The following is a 17,435-nucleotide window of genomic DNA, read 5'->3' on the forward strand; positions in this document are numbered from 1 at the left end:
GTGTCCTCCCACATTTAGTGAACAGCGTTCATGTGAACGCTGTTCACTATAGTGAGGTCCATGAGCTCCCCGTCAAGCCCGACCAGAGGCCGGCCCGCCCGACTCGACCAGGCCCGCACCATCCAGACCGCCCTCGGCCTGCTGAACGAGTCCGGTCTCGACGCGCTGACCATGCGCCGGCTCGCCGATGCGATGGGCGTCCAGGCCGGTGCGCTGTACCGCTATTTCGCGACCAAACAGGACCTGCTCACCGCGATGGCCGAGCGCATGGTCGGCGGCGTCGCCGACGCCGCCGGACCGACGGGGGACGACTGGAGTGAGAGAGCAGCGCGCCTCGCCCGCGCGCTGCGCAAGGCCCTGCTCGCCCATCGCGACGGCGCACGCGTCTTCGCCGGCACGCACTCGACCGGCCCGAACACTCTGGGCTTCGCCGACAGCCTCGTCGGCGTGCTGCGTGAGACGGGCTTCGGCGACGAGGAAGCGGCGCGGGCGCTCTACGCGGTGGTCAACTTCACCGTCGGCCACACCCTGGAGGAACAGGCCGCCCTCCGGCCGGGGGACGGGGGGACCACCGATGCGGGGGTCCTGCACGAGGCGGTGGCGACGGGGGCGTATCCGCACCTCGCCGCCACCCTGCCGGTGCTCACCAGTACGGACTTCACGGCACACTTCGAGTTCGGACTGCGGCTGCTCCTGGACGGACTGCGTGCCGTCCGGCGGTGAGCCCGTGGCGGTGCCCCCCACCGCGGTCCCGGCGCGGGGCGTGAGCAGATGGAGCTGCCGGAAGGGCACGCTGCCGGTGTTCCGCGCGGAGCGGACCGAGCCCCGGCCGGTGAGACACCTGACGAACGTGCCACAGGTGTGCTCCGGCACGCCCTCCAGCCGAACGGGTGACGGGCCCGGTGCTCAGGGGCTCGAGATCAACTCATTGCCCCTTTGACGCGTATCCGGGTCACCCTCACAGGCCGCGCCCAGGGCGGCCGACGGCCTGTCAGACCGCGGACCAGCCGTCGTCGACGGGCAGGATCGCGCCGTTGATGTTGCTCGCGGCCTCCGAGGCGAGGAACAGGATCGCCGCCGCCTGTTCCTCCGGCCGCGACACCCGTCCGAGGTTGACGAAGTGCGGGCCGAGCGCCGCCGGGCCGTGCGCGGTGGGGTCGGCGTCCACGGTGATGGCGGTCGCGGTGCCGCCCGGACAGATGGCGTTGGCGCGGATGCCGTTCTTGCGGTACATCACCGCCAGCGACTTCGTCAGTCCGACCACGCCGTGCTTGGAGGCCGTGTACGCGGCACCCGCCGCACTTCCGCGCAGGGCCGCCTCGGATGCGGTGTTCACGATGGCACCGCGGCCCGCGGCCAGCATGTGCGGCAGCACGGCACGGGCGAGGAGGAAGGGCGCGGTGAGGTTGACCCGGATGACGCGTTCCCACTCGGCGTCGCTCACGTCGGCCGGCGCCGACATGCTGTCCATGATGCCGGCGTTGTTCACCAGGACGTCCACGCCGCCGAACCGCTCCACGGCCGTCGACGTCACCTGGTCCACGACGGTCTGCTCGCTCAGGTCGCCCGTGACGGCCACCGCGGCGCCGCCCGCCTCCTCGATCTCCTTGACGACCGTGCCGGCCCCCTCGGCGTTGAGGTCCGCGACCACGACGCGGTCGCCCCGCCCGGCGAAGGCGAGCGCGGCCGCGCGCCCTATGCCCGATCCCGCCCCGGTGACGATCACGCTGCGTCCGTTCACACCGTCGGTCATGAAGTGCTCCGTCCAGATGAGGTGCCGGCGCGGCGGACTCCTGTCGCGCCGCGCCAGCACCCTAACGACTTTATGTCTCTGAGTGACATAAAGTCCTGGCGGAGAATATGCGGGACTGGGCAGGACCAGGCAGGACATCGATCACCGGCACCGGAGGGGCAGATGACCGCAGCCCGCGGACGGACGGGGCGGCCACCGCTGACCGAAGAGCGCAAGGCCGCCATCCGGCTGGAGATCGCCCACGCCGCGGTCGACCTGTTCATCGCCCAGGGCGTCGCCGCGACCACGGGCGAGCAGATCGGGCAGGCCGTCGGCGTCTCGGCACGGACGGTCTGGCGCTACTTCCCCACCAAGGAGAGCTGCGTACGGCCCCTGTTCTCGACCGGCATCGACGCGATCGCCGCCGCGCTGCGGCAGTGGTCTCCCGGCCGCCCCCTCCAGGAGGCCTTCGACCACCTGTGGACCACCGACGCGGTCCTGCCCGGACCGGACATCGGCGCCCTGCTGCGACTGACCCGGACCGAGCCGGGTCTGCGCGCGGTCTGGCTGCAGACCCATGACGAGGCGGAACCCGTCTTCGCGCGTGCCCTCGCCGAGCGGGCCGGTCTGCCCGCCGACGACGTACGGCCGGCCATCCGGGCCGCCATGCTCAACGCCGCCCTGCGCGCGGCCGTCGAACACCACGCCTGGCGGACGGCCGAACCCGGCACCAGCCCCGCGACCGCCCGAGCCGACCTCGCAGCCACCCTGCGCACCGCCCTGACCACCGCGGCGACCGGCCTCACCTGATCGGGGGGCCGTGACCGTCGATCGCTGGGATGCTCACGGGCTCTCCGTGCCGCGCAGTGCGTGGCGCTGGACGATGCGGGAGATGTCGTGCGCGGTGATGATGCCTGCCGGCTGCTGCCCGTCGGTGACGAGGACGGGCAGGCCACGGCCCGGGGTGAGCCCTTCGAGAACGTCTTCCAGGAGGTCGTCGGGTGCGCAGGTGGCGCACTTCGACAGCGGGGTCGCCACGTCCCTCACCCGCGTGGTCTCCCGCTCCGACGCGGGGACACGCGCGAGGCGCGGCAGGTGGAGCAGGCCGCTGGGGCGTCCTTCGAAATCGATGAGGGCCAGAGTGGAGTGTCGGGTCCGTACAGCCACCTCGTCGACGCAGCGTTGTACGTTCAGCCAGTCCTGGCAGGTCTCCACGGGGCTGGTCATGGCATCGGCGGCCCGCAGTCCGCGCAGAGCCGGGGTGAGCGTCGCGCGCCGGCGTTCTCCGCTGGCGACGATCATGACGAAGAAGCCGATGAGGGCCAGCCACAGACCGGACAGCGCACCGCGCAGTACGGCGATCCAGCCGACGGCGATCAGCAGGAAGCCGAGGATCTGCCCGCCGCGTGCGGCCGCTCGTTCGGCGCGGTCCTGGTCTCCCGTGCGCCACCACACCAGCGCCTGCACCATCCGTCCCCCGTCGAGCGGTGCCGCCGGCAACAGATTGAACACGGCCAGGACGAGGTTCACCCACCCGAGCCAGAGCAGCACGGCCGCGGGCATCGACCAGCCGGACACCGTGTCCAGCCCGATGCCGGTCCCGACCGCGACCGCTCCGATGACCAGACTGGTCAGCGGCCCGCTGGCGGCCACCACGAAGGCGGAGCCGGCCGTACGCAGCTTGCCCATCTCGGTCATTCCCCCCAGTGCCCACAAGGTGATGCTCTGGACCTGGCTGCCCTTGCGGCGCGCCGTGAGCGCGTGGGCGGCCTCGTGAGCCAGCAGGCTCACCACGAGCAGGAGGGCTCCCACCAGGCCGGCGAGCGTGTAGACGGCGCTCGACTGGTCCGGGACCCTGGCGGGGAGAGTCCGGCTGCCCAGGCTGTATCCGAACAGCATCACCAGCAGGGGCACGCTCCAGTGGACGCGCAGCGGAACCCCGAGGACGCGTCCCATTCGTACCGAGCCGTTCATCGCCTTCTCCTGCCGGCCTGAGCCCCCCTTCCTCTTCAGTCTCGCTCCGCCGGGGCAGGACGTGTCGTCCTCTTCGGTGCCGGGCCAGGCGTACGGCTGCGGGGCTCAGCGGGTCGGCAGCGGCGGGACCGCCGGCACCTCCGGCGCCGTGGCGATGTCCTCGGCGGTCAGCCGGAAGCCGGCCGGGTAGTCCTCGCGGCGGGTGCGGCGCGCGGGCTCGGTGGTGCGCCACATGTACAGGCAGCGGGCGCACTGGAGCACCTGCCAGACGCCGGGGACGGGCGAGTCGGTGACGGTGGAGACGGCCTCGTCGGCGCAGCGGGGGCAGACGAGGTGCGGGGTGTTCCGGTCGGACATGGTGGGCGGGTCCTTTCCTAAGGGCTCCGGAGGGGGTGGGCTCAGCTCCGGTAAAGGGCGGCTCAGCGGCCGGCGAGCAGGGTGCGAAGGCGCGCGGTCCACTCGGCGGTCTCCGGCAGGTCCTTGACCGGGGTGCCGAAGTCGCCGCGCACGTCGGGGGCGACCGGGGTCGTGGCGTCGATGATCAGCTTGCTGGTGACACCGGGCGGCTGGGAGGCGGGGGCGAGTGCCACGACCGACAGGTTGGGGACGACCACCACGTCTTCCCTGGGGTTCACCTTGGCGGACTGGGCCCACATCACCTGCGGCAGGTCGAACGGGTCGACGTCCTCGTCGACGAGGATGACCTGGGAGACGTAACCGAGGCCGTGCGGTGTGGTCATCGCGCGCATCCCGACCGCCTTGGCGAAACCGCCGTACCGCTTGGCCGTGGAGATGATCACCAGCAGGCCGTGGGTGTACATGGCGTTGACGGCGCGCACCTCGGGGAATTCGGCGCGCAGTTGCTTCAGCAGCGGGACGCTGGTGTTCGGGCCGACCAGGTAGTCGCACTCCGTCCAGGGCATGCCCAGGTACAGGGACTCGAAGACGGGGTCGGTGCGGTACGAGATGCGCTCGACGCGGATGACGGGCATGCGCCGGCCGCCCGAGTAGTGGCCGGTGAACTCGCCGAACGGGCCCTCGATCTGCCGCACCCGGGACTCGATGACGCCCTCGATCACGACCTCGGCGCCCCAGGGGACGTCCAGGCCGGTGTGCGGGGCGGTCGCGATGGGCATCGGGGCGCCGCGCAGGGCGCCCGCCATCTCGTACTCCGACTGGTCGTAGCGCAGGGGCATGCCGGCGACGATCGGGATGACCGGGTCGTTGCCGAGGGTGATCGCGACGGGCAGGTCCTCGCCGCGCTCCTCGGCGGTGCGCAGATGCTGGGCGATGTCGTGCACGGGCACCGGCTGGAGGGCGAGCCGGTCGCGTCCGACGACCTCCATGCGGTACGTGCCCAGGTTCTGCTTGCCGAAGTGGTCCGGGTCGTCGGGGTCCCGGGAGACCACGGCCGCCTTGTCGAGGTAGAAGCCGCCGTCGCCGTCGTTGAGGCGGAACAACGGCAGGACCCGGAAGAGGTCGACGTCGTCGCCGGTGAGGGTGTTGTCCTGCCAGGGCGCGTCAGCGCGGCGCTCCGGCGCGACGGGGAAGGCGTCCCAGCGGCGGGCGAACTCCTCGACCTGCTCGCGCGGCGAGGTGTCCTTCGGCAGGCCGAGGGCGAGGGCGTGGTTGCGCCAGGAGCCGTGCACGTTCATCACGATGCGGGCGTCGGTGAAGCCCTTCACCCGGTCGAACCACAGGGCCGGCGCGCCCTCGCCGATGCGGCCCGCGGCGTTGGCCGCCGCCGCGATGTCGGGCTCCGGCAGGACCTCGTCCGGTATCCGCAGCAGTTGTCCCTCCTTTTCGAGCGTGTCGAGGAACGAGCGCAGGTCGTCGTACGGCATGAGGGGTCTCCTTGTGTGCAGCGCGCGGAGGGAAGAGCGGAGGGAAGAAGGGGCCGGCCGGGTCAGCAGGCCCGTCCTGGGCCGTCGAGGCGGGCGGTGCGCAGGCCGCTCCAGCGCCGGGCGCCTGCGGCGGGCAGGTCCAGTTGGTCGAGGACCCGCGAGACGATGTGCTCCACGATGTCCTCGACCGTGGCCGGGTGGTTGTAGAAGGCCGGCATGGGCGGGACGATCCGCACACCCATGCGGGCCAGGGCGAGCATGTTCTCCAGATGGATCTCGCTCAGCGGCGTCTCGCGGGGGACCAGCACCAGCGGCCGGCGTTCCTTCAGCGTCACGTCCGCCGCCCGGCCGACGAGACCGTCCGCGTAGCCGGCGCGGATGCCGGCCAGCGTCTTCATGGAACACGGGACGACGACCATGGCGTCCGTCCGGAACGAACCGGAGGAGATGGTGGCGCCCTGGTCCTCGGCCGGGTGCACCACGTCCGCCAGCGCCGCGACTTCGCGCAGGGTGCGGCCGGTCTCCAGCTCGACGGTGGCCCGTGCCCAGCGGCTGGCGACCAGATGCGTCTCGACGTCCGGCAGCTCCGCGAGACGCTCCAGCAGCCGCACCCCGAAGGGCGCACCGGTGGCCCCCGTCATCGCCACGATCACCCGCACGAGCCCACTGCTCCTTTTCGGTCAGCCCCCGCTCCGTTCTCCTTTCACGCTAGGAGTCGCTCCAGGCGAAGGGCGGTACGCTGAGGACAGGCCATGGGGTAAAACGGACAGGCAGGACGGGTGCGCACGGACAAGGGAGACCGGGGGCACGGTCCCGTCACCATCACCGAGGTGGCGTACCGGCCGGCGCTGAGCGCACCGATCGGCATGGACGTCGTGGACTTCGCGGAACTGCGGGCCCGCGGCCGGCGGCGTGGCATCGACCTGTCCAGCCCTCAGCGCCCGGCCTTCCATCACCTCCTCCACGTGCACCCCGGCTCCCGGCCGCTGGACCACACGGTCGACTTCACCCGGCACGTCGTCCCGCCGGGCGGGTGGCTGTGGGTGCGCCCCGGGCAGGTGCACCAGTACGCGGCCGGACCCGAGGGCCCCTGGCAGGTCGCGGACGGCGTCATCGTGATCTGGCGCCCCGGATTCGTCCCCGAGGACCCGCCGGAGGCGACCGCGCCCGTGCGGCCCACCGGGGCGCAGGCCCGGCTGGTGGACCTGGCCCGGGAGCACCTGCTCGCCGAGTACGAGGACGTGGGCGCCCTGCCGTTGGAGGCCCACAACAAGGTGCTGCGGGCGCTGCTCTCGGTGCTGCTGCTGCGACTGGCCCACGCGGCGCCGACGACTGCGCCGGCGGTGGAGAAGGGCGGGCCCTTCGACCGGTTCCGGGCCGCCGTGGAACGGGACTTCGCCCGCACCCACCGTGTCGCCGACTACGCCGCGGCCCTCGGGTACAGCACCCGCACGCTCACCCGCGCCGCCCTCGCCGCCACCGGGTCCACCGCCAAGGCGTACCTCGACGCACGCATCGTCCTGGAGGCCAAGCGGCTGCTGGTCCACACCGACCTCGGCGCGGCCGACGTGGCCCGCCGTCTCGGGTTCGGCGATCCCGGCGACTTCGGCAAGTTCTTCCGCCGGCACGACGGACGCACCCCGCTGCAGTTCCGGGCGGCGGCACGCGGGACGGCGTGACCGCAGGCCGCCGGGCCCGTGCCCGCAGCGGTGAGTACGGCGCCCTGTCGTGAGGCGGTACGAGGGCTCCCCGTCGCGTGCCGGGCGATGGCGTCGGGCGCACGTGTCCGGGACGACGGCCCGATCGGCGACGAGATGGCGGTGAGCTGTCCTTGGCCGCTTGTCAGTCGAGTGGGACGGCCGTGATGCGCTGGTCGTCATGGGCGTAGAGGAGCCGGCCGGCCTGGACGAGACCGCTCGGCCCGCCTTCCGATCCGATGGCCTGCGCCGAAAGGCTCCAGACCGTCTTCTGCTGGGCCACGTCGACGGCGATCACGGCCACACCGTCTTCCACCGTGCCGACGTACAACCGGCCCGTGAAGACGTCCGGCTGCGCGATGGTGCTGAGGTACAGGTCCGAGCGCAACGTCCACAGCTTCCTGCCCGTGAGGGGGTCGTGGGCGGTGAGCTCCTCGTCGACCGCGTACAGGACGCCGTCCGCGACCACCGGCTCCGCGAAGCCGGTCGCCAGCGGCGACCCGGCTTCGAGCTCCCAGGCGACCTCGCCCGAGGCGAGATCCACTGCCCAGATGCTGGAGTCCGCGGTGTAGGCGTGCGTCCGCGACACCACCGGGCGGCTGAGCGAGTCCAACGCGTCGCGGTCCCTCGGCAGCAGTTGCCGGGACCACAGCGGCTCGCCGCTGCGGCGGTCGAGGGCGAACATCCGTTCGGGATCGGTGCACACCAGCCGTTCGCCCGCCACGACGGCGGAGACGAACGGGGCGGCCCCGGACTCGCCTCGACGGGCTTCGATCGCGCGGCTCCAGCGGATCCGCCGTGCCGCCACGTCGTAGGCCAGGAGACGGGACCCGGTCCGGCTTGCTGCCGCTTCGCCACGGATGTGGAGGTAGATCGCGCTGCCGTCGGCGGCGATCACATCGGGCAGCGCGTCGTCCAGTTCCGCGGGATTGCCGGCCGGGCCGACGACCTCTCCCGTCCTCAGGTCCACGCGACCGAACGAGCGCTCAAAGGTTTCCGGGTCGTGCACCATCCCGTAGGCACGCCCGTCGAAGACCACGAGTTCCACGCTCGACTCGTCGTTGCGCCACAGCTCGGAGCCGTCCTCGGCGGACAGCGCGACACCGGAGGCGTAGACGACCCCGTCGGCGGGCAGCGGGGCGTGGTAGGCGTCACGCAGGGGGACCGTCCATCGAGGGCGAGGCGCGGTGCCGGGTGGCCTGCTGCCCGAACCCTTGGAGGGGCCTCGCCCCCTCGCGGGCTTGTCGCCGCCGGAATCGCCGGACCCGCCCACGGCGAGCAGCGTGCCCGCCGTGCCGACGGCCAGCACGCCGCCGACGGCGCCCATGAGGACGGCCCGGCGGGACAGCGGACCGGGACGCGCGGCGGCAGCAGGGGTGTCCGGGCCCGGTCCGGCCGCGACCCCGGCGTCCGCGGGTAGTCCGGCGGTGGGGAGTTCGCTGATCCTGCGGGTGATGTCGGCGAGCACCGGGCCGGGCAGCGTGTCGGCGAACGCCGCCGCGTCGAACGGCCCCCACATCCGTGCGAGCTGCCCCGGCGCGGGCCGGTGTTCCGGCGACTTGTGCAGGCAGGCGACGAGGTCGTCCCGCAACCCGGCGGGCAGGCCCGCGAGTTCGGGCTCCGCGTCGCGGACCAGAATCATCGGGTCCTGGCCGTCCCGTCCGTCGAAGGGCCCGTGTCCCGAGGCGGCGAACACCAGGACCGATCCGAGTGCGAACACGTCACCCTCCGGCCCGTGCTCCTCACCGCGCACCTGCTCCGGCGACATGTAGGCCGGGGTTCCGATCACCCCGCCGGTGGACGTGAGCCGCCGCGCCCCCAGAGCGCGGGCGATGCCGAAGTCGATGAGCCGGGGACCCGCCGGGGTGAGGAGGACGTTGGAGGGCTTGAGGTCCCGGTGCACCAGCCCGGACCGGTGCAGTGCCCGAAGCGCCTCGGCGAGGGCGGCGCCCACGCTCCGGACCGTCTCCTCGGGAAGCGGTCCGCCGAGCCCGACCGCCTCCCTCAGCGAGGGGCCGATGACGTACGCCGTGGCCAGCCACGGCTGCGCCGCGTCGGGGTCGGCGTCGACGACCTCCGCGGTGTGCAGCGGGCCGAGGCTCCGGGCGGCTTCCGCCTCCAGCCGGAAACGGTCCCGGAATCCGGGTTCGCCCGCGAGTTCCGGGCGGATCGTCTTCAGCGCGACGAGCCGCCCGCCCGCGGACCGTGCCAGGTAGACCGTGCCCATGCCGCCGCCGCCCAGCCGGCCCGCGAGCGTGAAACCACCGACGCTCGCGGGGTCGTCCGGCAGCAGCGGGAGGATCGACGAGGTGACCGGCATGCAGCGCACTCCTTGGTGTGTTCGGCCCATCAAGTCGTGGGTACGGCGATGACCGCCGAGGGCTGGCCCACGAGAACGGCGTCCGGGACCACGGTCAGCTGGAAGGGATCGTGCGGCTCCAGGCCCACCGGAGAGAGCTGCCACACGAGTTCGCCGGACCGGGTGTCGAACGCGGTCACCTCCTCGGGCGTCGGCACGAGAAGCAGCCGGCCGGAGGCACTCACGGTCATGCTGCCGACGCCGTCGCCGGACATGCTCCGCGGCAGGTACTGCTGCCAGCGGCGGTGACCGGTGCGGGCGTCATGAGCGCTCACCTCGGAGCCGTCCACGACGTAGACGGTGCCCCGGTCGAGGACGAGAGGGCCGGCGCCCCCCAGGACCCGCTCCCCCCACACCTGGCGGCCGGTGGTCAGGTCCTTGGCACGCAGGTCGCCCAGTCCCGCCGCGAACAGGCGCCCCGAACCGTCCGCCGCCGTCGGGCTCCTGGGCTCGACGTCGTCGAAGGAACGCGTCCACCGGTGTTTCCCCGTCGCCCGGTCGAACCCGGCGAACCGCTTCGTGGCCGTCTCCAGGTCCTCGTCCGAGGAGAGTGCCGAGCCGTCCTTGCCCTCCAGGACCAGGGTGCCACCGGACCCGCTCAGCAGCGTCGCGCTGCCGCCGAACCCGTCGGGTACCGGGGCACGCCAGCGCTCCTCGCGCCGGACGAAGTCGAAAGCGGCGAGGTGGAGGTCGCCGCGCTCGAGGTCGAAGCGCTTCCCGAGAAGGATCCAGGCGGTGTCGCGGTGCACGCCGAGCACGTTCACCACCTCCAGGGAGTCCTCCGCGAGACCTCGCTCGTAGGCGCTGTCGACCCATTCCTTCCGGCCGTCGCGCAGAGCGCACACCACCAGGCCGTCGAAGGTGTACAGAAGCGCTCGCTGCCCGGACACCTGCCACGCGGGGGCGGTGCCCTTCAGCTCCTGGACCTCCCACACCGGTTTCCCGGACCTCAGGTCGAGCCCGCGCGCCGTCTGGCCCTGCAGGACGAGCGCACGGCCCGCCCCCGACACAGGGACCAGCTTCGTCCTGCCGGTCGGGTCGTCGTACCGCCACAGCGCCGCGGGCGGCAGCCCGGCGACGGCGCGGCCACGTCCGGGCCGCGTCGGCCCGGAGGCTCCTTCCGGGTCGGCGGTGTCCTCGCGCGCCTCCGTCCAGCCGAGCACGGCACCGCCGCCGAGCACCGCACCCGCAGCGCCGCTGAGCATCCTGGCCAGGACCACGCGCCGCGCGGTGGACGGTGGCTCGGGCCGCGTCTGCGGCGGCGTCGGCGCGGACCGGAGCGCGAGCGTTCCCGTGGCCTGCGCCGGAGCCATGGACCCCGTCGCGGCACGCGTCGGTGCGGGCTCGTCCGGGGCGCCCTCCAGCGCGTGGACGTCCTGCGCCCGCGCGGCCAGTGCGGCGACGATCCGGCCCGGCAGCCAGTTCCCGTCGACGGACGACCCGGCGAGCGCCGGCGTCCGCGCGAGCTCCCGTGCCGTCGGCCGCTCGGCCGGTACGGGGGACAAGGCGCGGGCGACGGGTCCGGCCAGGTCGTCCGGAAGGCCGGCCAGGTCGGGTGCGGTGCGGGCGGCGCGGTACGCGAGCTCCGGCGGCGGACCGTCCCCGAACGGCAGCCGGCCCAGGCCGGTGTACGCCATCAGCACACCGAGCGCGAAAACGTCCGAGGCGGGCGTAGGCGGCCCGCCGCTCAGGACCTCGGGGGCGAGATACCCAGCGGGCGCGGCGGACAGGCGGGTGCCGAGGGGCGGTCCCTCGTACGGACGGCAGGCGTCCAGGGCCGGCAGCAGCGGGCGCCGTGCGGTCAGCCACACGCCGTCCGGCGCGACGGCGCCGTACACGACGCCCGCCTCGTGCAGTCCGGTGAGAGCCTCGGCGACCGCGCCCCCGAGCAGGCGCACGCCGTCCACCGGCAGCGGGACGTCCACCTCGTCCAGCCCCACCGCGGGCATGAAGGCCACGGCCACCCAAGGCGGTTCGGCGTCCGGAGCGGAGCCGAGCAGGTCCGGAACACCTTCGATCGGGGTGCCGCTCAGCGTCGCCGCGACTTCGCGGGCCGCCGCCGGAAGCACCACGACGAGCACGGTGGTGCCGTCACGGTCCCGCCCGACGAAGCGAGGCGTGCCCCCGACACCGGGACGCGGCCACCGGGCCAGGAGCCGATACGGCCCCAAGACGCGCGGATCTTCGTCTCTGAGGGGCTGCACAGCGCGGTTCTCCTCACACTCTCGTGGACTCGGTCGTTCTGCGCGACGGTGCTGCCGCCGCGTCACAGGCCGGGCAGGGCATGCACCGCCGTACCGCGTTGCCACACGACGCGGTTACCGGCGGCTGCCGTGCCGCGCCAGGGTGCCTCGTCGGAGCCGGCGGCGGTGAAGCGGTACTGCTCGGCCGCACGCTGCCTGTGAACGACGCAGATTCCCCGCTCGGGGTTGCGCAGCGCGGCGTACACCCCGGCACCGGCCACCAGGGGCACGGCGGAGGCCGCCAGCGGCTCCTCCGCGAGCACCGTCCACGAGGCGGTGCCCCGGGACGCGTCGACCGCACGCAGCTGCGAGCCGTCGACGACGTACACCCGGCCGCCGTCGAGCGCGGGAGAGCCGAATCCGCCGTCCTCCTCCGCATGGAGCGACCAGAGCCGGCTGCCGTCGCCCGGGTCCACACCGGTCAGTTCCTCACCCCCCAGCACCACCAGACCCTCAGCAAGAGCAGGGGTCATGCCGGCCCGGGCTCCGGTGTCGCGGCGCCAGACCACGCCGCCGTCGGCGGCCGACAGCGCGGACACGGAGCCGCTCCCGGCCAGGAGCAGCAGGCCCTCACCGGCTGCCGCGGTCAGGTCGGAGCCGTCCGCCTCGGGTGGTGCGGCGACCCGCCACCGGCGCCTGCCGTCCCGCAGGTCCAGCGCGTGGATCCGCCCGTCGGCGCCGGTGCCGTAGACGACGTCGCCGTCCGCGGCGAGCAGCCGCGACAGCCGCTCGTCCGCGCGTCGGCGCTCCTTGCCCGAAGCGGCGTCCACGGCGACCGGGACGCCGTTCTCCAGAAGCACCGGGGTCTCCCCGCCGAGCACTGCTTCGGTGCGCGCACGCCGCCAGCGTTCGTCACCGGACACCGAGTCGTAGGCGACGACGACGCCGGCCGCGTGTGCCACCAGCACCGCGCGTCCCGCGGCTGCCGGCCCGAACGGCGGCTTGGCCGCGGCCCGTTCGCGGGACCACAGCGGCGCGGGAACCTCTCCCGGCGCCCCCGTCCAGCGGGGGGCCGCCGGGGGACTGTCCCGTGCTCCGTCTCCGGAGCCTCTGGAGCCGTACCAGAAGGCGGCCGTGCCGCCGAGCAGAGCCGCTCCACCGGCACCGGCGAGCAGCCCGCGACGCGTGAGGAGCCTGCTGACCGGAGCGAGCCGGGCCGCCGCACGTTCGATGTGGGACGCGTCGTCGAGGACGGGAGCGGGGAGCCACCTCTTGCCGGGGCGCCGTGCCGCGCCCTGGGCGTCCAGTGCCCCGGCCAGCTCGACGGGCGTGGGACGGCGCTGCGGATCGCGGTCCAGGCAGCGGCGCACCACCGGCAGGAGGGCCTGCGGCACCCCGGACAGATCGGGTTCCTCGTAGGCGATGAGGAAGCTCGCCATGGCCGGGTGCTCGCCCTGGTAGACATGGCGCCCGGTGGCGGCGTACGCCAGCACGGCGCCAAGCGTGAACACGTCGCTGGGAGGGCCGACTTCGCCGCCCAGTACCTGTTCCGGAGACATGTAGCCGACGGAGCCCGGCCGTTGCCCGGTGACCGTGAGCGTCGTGTCGCCACGGACCCGGGCTATGCCGAAGTCGACGACCCGCGGCCGGTCGGCGGACAGCAGCACATTGGACGGCTTGAGGTCGCGATGCACCACCCCGGCGTCACCCAGCGCGGCCAGCGCGCGTGCCAGGGCACCGCCCAACGCCGAAACTGCGGGCACCGGCAGCGCACCGTGCCGCTCGACTGCCGTGGCGAGCGTCGGTCCGGGGACGAACTCCGTCGCCAGCCAGGGGATCTCGCCGTCCAGGTCGGAGTCCAGCAGGGAGCTGAGGTAGGCGCTGCGCACCGCGGCGGCGGCGGTCACCTCGCGTTGGAAGCGGGCCCGTATCCCCGGTTCCTTCAGCAGCTCGGGCAGCACGGTCTTCACCGCAGCCCGCCGTCGTCGGCCCAGACCGAGGTAGACGGTTCCCATGCCGCCCGAGCCGAGCACTCCCACCAGCTGGTACGGGCCCAGCCTCCCCGGCGCGCCGGGAGCCGGGGCAGTGATCGCGGGTGTCATGCGCGCGATGGTAGTTGAGCCACGGCGGCACGCAGGACAGAGCCATCAGTCGTCGAGGCCAAGGCTCAGTATGCGGTCGTCGTCCGGGCCCGGCTCCCCGCGGCCGTCGGTGTTGTTGGTGAGCACCCACAACGAGCCGTCCGGTGAGAGGACGACGTCACGCAGCCGTCCGTGACGGCCGACGAGGCGCTCGGTCGCGGTCCCCGGGTCGGACAGCGGGACCTCCCGCAGCCGCTCACCGCGCAGGTTGGCGATGTACAGAGCATCTCCGACGACGGCGATGCCGCTGGGGCTGGCCTCGGCGGGAGCCCACTGCTGGACCGGGTCGACGAACTCGTCCCGCTTCGCGATGCCCTCGGCCCTGGGCCAGCCGTAGTTGCCGCCCGGCTCGATGACGTTCAGCTCGTCCCAGGTGTCCTGTCCGAACTCGGAGGCGTACATGGTGCCGTCGTCGGCCCAGGCGATGCCCTGCGGGTTGCGGTGACCGTAGCTGTAGACGAGGGATCCGGGAAACGGGTTGTCGTCCGGCGCTTCCCCTTCGGGGGTCATGCGCAGGATCTTCCCGGAGAGCGCGCCGAGATCTTGGGCGCTGTCGTCGTCGCCGGCGTCACCGACGGTGGCGTACAGCATCCCGTCGGGGCCGAAGGCGATGCGTCCGCCGTTGTGATAGCTCGCCGTGGGGATCTGCCCGAGGATCTCCTCCCCCTCTCCGAGGCTCAGCGATCCCGCCCGGCCGTTGATCGGGTATCGCTCGATGCGGTTCTCGCCGGTCCCGGTGAAGTACGCGTAGAGGTGTTTCTCGCGCACGGCGAGCCCCAGGAGTCCGCCTTCCTCCGCGCTCAGGACCCCGTCGATCTCGCCGGCCACCCGGCCGTTCCCGTCCGGGCCGAGCTCCAGGATCCGGGCCGAGTCGCGCTCGCTGACGAGCGGGACGTCGCCGTGGAACGCGATCGACCACGGCGCGTCGAGACCGTCGGCGACCACGCTGGTCTCCTCGGTGCCGGACGGCGACGCGGCACTCCCGCTCGCTGCGGGGGACGGTCCGCCGTCGGTGCCGCTGGTGCACGAGGTGACCGCGACGGTCACTGCCAGGACGCCGACGAGTTGCCGGATCCGCCGTCTGCTGCTCACGAAGCTAGCCCTCCCAATTCCGGGTGACACCGGTGTTCACGCTCGCGCTCGGTCGTGGCCGTGACGTCTCCGGACTGCTCGGCGATCACGGCCAGGTCCGCGTCGTCGACGCGGCCGGTCACGGTTCGGAAGATGCCAGATGCTCGCCACTCCTGTGAAGGACATCACCGCTCGAAGCGGCGAGCACGCGTCTGACGGGAGGGACCGGCGAACTCGGAGTGTACGTTCGTACGTTCGTGCCTATAGGCTCCCGCACATGACTGTTGACGCCCTCCACCGGCCCCCTGTGGCCGACCGGCAGGCCCGCACGGCCGTGGCCGTGCTGTTCTTCACCAACGGCGCCCTGTTCGCCAACCTGCTGCCCCGCTATCCGCAGATCAAGGCGGACCTCGGCATCGGCAACACGGCCTACGGCCTGGCCGTCGCGGCCTTCCCGACGGGTGCCATCGCCGCCGGCCTGGCTGCAGGAGTGCTGGTCCGCCGGCTGGGCTCGGCCCGCGTCGCGGTCGCCGGCACCCTGCTGACCGGCGCGGGAGTCCTCGCCGCGGGCCTCGCGGAGTCGGTGGCGGTGTTCGCGGCGGCGCTGTTCCTGGCCGGGGCCATGGACGCGATCACCGATGTCGCCCAGAACGCCCACGGCCTGCGGGTGCAGCGCCGCTACGGACGCTCCATCATCAACTCCTTCCACGCCATCTGGTCCGTCGGCGCCGTCACCGGAGGCTCCATGGCCGCCGCCGCGATCGCTCTGGACCTGTCGCGCGGGCAGCACCTGCTGATCTCGGCGGTGCTGTTCGGGGTCGCCTCCTGCGTCGCCCTGCGGTACTGCCTGCCCGGGCCGGACACCGAGCCCACCGACGCCACGGACGCCCAGGACGACGGCCCGCGCCGCGAGCAGCCCTCCCCCGCCGGTCGTCGCACCGCGTACACGCTGGCGGCGCTCGTCGTCATCGCCACCGCCGGCACGCTCGTCGAGGACGCGGGCAACTCCTGGGCCACCCTCTACCTCTCCGACTCCCTGCGCGCCTCGGCCACCCTGGCGGCCTGCGGATACATCGCCCTGGTCGGCGCCCAGTTCATCGGCCGCATCATCGGCGACCGGCTCGTCGACCGCTTCGGCCAGCGCACCGTGGCCCGCACCGGCGGGCTCATCGCCGCGTCCGGCATGGCCCTGGCGCTGGCCGTGCCCACGGTGCCGGGCACGATCCTCGGCTTCGCCGCGGCCGGGTTCGGCGTGGCCACCCTGGTGCCCGCCGCGATGCACGAGGCCGACGAACTGCCCGGCCTCAAGCCCGGATCGGGGCTCACGATCGTCTCCTGGCTCATGCGCCTGGGCTTCCTCCTCTCCCCACCCGTCGTCGGACTCGTCGCCGACACGACCAGCCTGCGCGTGGGCCTGCTGGTCGTGCCTCTCGCCGGACTGCTCGTCATCCTGCTCGGCGGAGTACTCCGGAACCGCCGCCAGTAACCCCCTTCGCACCTGGTCCGGACTCCCCCACCCCATGGAATGTACGATCGTACGCATGCCGACCGACTACGCCGCAGACGACCCGGAGACCGCCCGCCGCCGGCAACAGGCCGTGCAGTCGGGCGCCCGCCGCCAGGCCGCCTGCGCCGAGGACTCCGACGCCGCCCGGCCGGTCGTCACCGAACCGCTCGGCGCGCTCGGCGAGGAGGCGCACGTGCGGCCACCTCTGCACGCCGGCTACGGCAGCATCATGACCATCGGCGGCAATGCCGCCCGTCCCCTGCGGAGTCTGTGAGTCTGTCACCATGGCCACCGGACACACCGACCCCCAGCGCCGCGACCGCATCCTCGCCGCGACCCTCGACCTCATCGCCGAGGAGGGCATCGCCCGCGTCTCCCACCGCAAGATCGCCGCGCGCGCCGGCGTGCCCCTGGGATCGATGACGTACCACTTCGGCGGCATGGACGACCTGCTGCGCGAAGCCTTCGGCCGCTTCACCGACCACATCGTGGCCGTCTTCGACGCGCACCTGAGCGCACCGGGCGATCCCGACCAGGCCCGAGAAGCCGTCGCCGACCTCATCCACCGTCTGTCCGAGGGGAGTCAGCGCGACCTCGTCCTCACCCAGGAGCTGTACACACTCGCCGCCCGCCAGCCCTCGTACCGGGAACTCACCCACGAATGGATGCGCCGCAGCCGCGTCCACCTCGAGAGGCACTTCGACCCGGACACCGCCCGCCAGCTCGACGCCCTCATCGAGGGACTGACCCTCCACCGCGCCCTGGCCACCGAACCCCACGACCGCGCCCTCACGCTGGAAGCCATCACCCGCATCACCGATACCGGGGGACGGGCTCCATCGAGGCCGGGCCGTCCCGGTGCCGCGAGGACGGATGGTGACGCCCCGGCCCCTGGGGGCTGATCACGCCACCGCACGAGAACGGCCG

The 17,435-nt window shown here is 73.2% G+C and carries 14 protein-coding genes and 1 pseudogene; 6 read left to right on the forward strand and 9 right to left on the reverse strand.

Annotation, left to right across the window (positions count from 1 at the left end; all coding sequences use genetic code 11):
- Positions 1-60 precede the first annotated feature (60 nt).
- Entirely contained in the window at positions 61-723 is a 663-nt protein-coding gene (locus H0H10_RS20920; protein ID WP_188182556.1) for a TetR/AcrR family transcriptional regulator, read from the forward strand.
- A gap of 268 nt (positions 724-991) precedes the next feature.
- Here H0H10_RS20920 and H0H10_RS20925 read toward each other — a convergent pair whose 3' ends face one another.
- Positions 992-1,753, reverse strand: a complete 762-nt coding sequence (locus tag H0H10_RS20925) for an SDR family NAD(P)-dependent oxidoreductase (protein ID WP_188182557.1) — start codon at positions 1,751-1,753, stop codon at positions 992-994.
- 162 nt (positions 1,754-1,915) lie between these two features.
- Between H0H10_RS20925 and H0H10_RS20930 the strand changes: the two genes are divergently transcribed.
- On the forward strand, positions 1,916-2,542 hold the full coding sequence (locus H0H10_RS20930; RefSeq protein WP_188182558.1) for a TetR/AcrR family transcriptional regulator: 627 nt from the start codon (positions 1,916-1,918) through the stop codon (positions 2,540-2,542).
- 33 nt (positions 2,543-2,575) lie between these two features.
- Here the strand turns inward: H0H10_RS20930 and H0H10_RS20935 are convergent, their stop codons facing one another.
- The 4 genes and pseudogenes from H0H10_RS20935 to H0H10_RS20950 form a co-directional block, all read right to left on the reverse strand.
- Positions 2,576-3,706, reverse strand: a complete 1,131-nt coding sequence (locus H0H10_RS20935) for a site-2 protease family protein (protein ID WP_188182559.1) — start codon at positions 3,704-3,706, stop codon at positions 2,576-2,578.
- Between the two features lie 105 nt (positions 3,707-3,811).
- The gene (locus H0H10_RS20940; protein ID WP_188182560.1) at positions 3,812-4,063 is read right to left on the reverse strand and encodes a non-oxidative hydroxyarylic acid decarboxylases subunit D; all 252 of its coding nucleotides are present in this window, start codon (positions 4,061-4,063) and stop codon (positions 3,812-3,814) included.
- Positions 4,064-4,125: 62 nt separating this feature from the next.
- On the reverse strand, positions 4,126-5,550 hold the full coding sequence (locus tag H0H10_RS20945) for a non-oxidative hydroxyarylic acid decarboxylases subunit C (RefSeq protein WP_188182561.1): 1,425 nt from the start codon (positions 5,548-5,550) through the stop codon (positions 4,126-4,128).
- Positions 5,551-5,612: 62 nt separating this feature from the next.
- Positions 5,613-6,230 (reverse strand): annotated as a pseudogene (locus tag H0H10_RS20950) (non-oxidative hydroxyarylic acid decarboxylases subunit B); the annotation flags it as partial.
- 99 nt (positions 6,231-6,329) lie between these two features.
- Between H0H10_RS20950 and H0H10_RS20955 the strand changes: the two are divergent.
- Positions 6,330-7,229 carry a helix-turn-helix domain-containing protein gene (locus tag H0H10_RS20955; protein ID WP_309141860.1) on the forward strand — a complete coding sequence of 300 codons (900 nt, stop codon included), beginning with the start codon at positions 6,330-6,332 and terminating at the stop codon, positions 7,227-7,229.
- Between the two features lie 163 nt (positions 7,230-7,392).
- Here the strand turns inward: H0H10_RS20955 and H0H10_RS20960 are convergent, their stop codons facing one another.
- The 4 genes from H0H10_RS20960 to H0H10_RS20975 all read right to left on the reverse strand — a co-directional run bounded on the left by H0H10_RS20960 (position 7,393) and on the right by H0H10_RS20975 (position 15,022).
- Positions 7,393-9,567, reverse strand: coding sequence for a serine/threonine-protein kinase (locus H0H10_RS20960; RefSeq protein ID WP_188182562.1), 2,175 nt, complete (start codon positions 9,565-9,567; stop codon positions 7,393-7,395).
- Between the two features lie 29 nt (positions 9,568-9,596).
- Positions 9,597-11,678: an outer membrane protein assembly factor BamB family protein gene (locus H0H10_RS40765; RefSeq protein ID WP_188182563.1), complete on the reverse strand. Its 2,082-nt coding sequence runs from the start codon at positions 11,676-11,678 to the stop codon at positions 9,597-9,599.
- A 194-nt stretch (positions 11,679-11,872) separates the two neighbouring features.
- On the reverse strand, positions 11,873-13,891 hold the full coding sequence (locus H0H10_RS20970; protein ID WP_188182564.1) for a serine/threonine-protein kinase: 2,019 nt from the start codon (positions 13,889-13,891) through the stop codon (positions 11,873-11,875).
- A gap of 45 nt (positions 13,892-13,936) precedes the next feature.
- Positions 13,937-15,022, reverse strand: a complete 1,086-nt coding sequence (locus H0H10_RS20975; protein ID WP_188182565.1) for a PQQ-dependent sugar dehydrogenase — start codon at positions 15,020-15,022, stop codon at positions 13,937-13,939.
- 256 nt (positions 15,023-15,278) lie between these two features.
- Between H0H10_RS20975 and H0H10_RS20980 the strand changes: the two genes are divergently transcribed.
- From H0H10_RS20980 to H0H10_RS20990, 3 genes are read left to right on the forward strand one after another with little or no spacing between them, the layout of a single operon-like run.
- Complete coding sequence (locus H0H10_RS20980) at positions 15,279-16,487, forward strand: MFS transporter (protein ID WP_188182566.1); 1,209 nt, start codon at positions 15,279-15,281, stop codon at positions 16,485-16,487.
- A gap of 55 nt (positions 16,488-16,542) precedes the next feature.
- Positions 16,543-16,782, forward strand: coding sequence for an LbetaH domain-containing protein (locus H0H10_RS20985; protein ID WP_188182567.1), 240 nt, complete (start codon positions 16,543-16,545; stop codon positions 16,780-16,782).
- Positions 16,783-16,792: 10 nt separating this feature from the next.
- Complete coding sequence (locus H0H10_RS20990; RefSeq protein WP_188182568.1) at positions 16,793-17,410, forward strand: TetR/AcrR family transcriptional regulator; 618 nt, start codon at positions 16,793-16,795, stop codon at positions 17,408-17,410.
- Positions 17,411-17,435 lie beyond the last annotated feature (25 nt).

The sequence above is a fragment of the Streptomyces griseicoloratus genome, assembly GCF_014534645.1.
Classification (GTDB): Bacteria; Actinomycetota; Actinomycetes; order Streptomycetales; family Streptomycetaceae; genus Streptomyces; species Streptomyces griseicoloratus.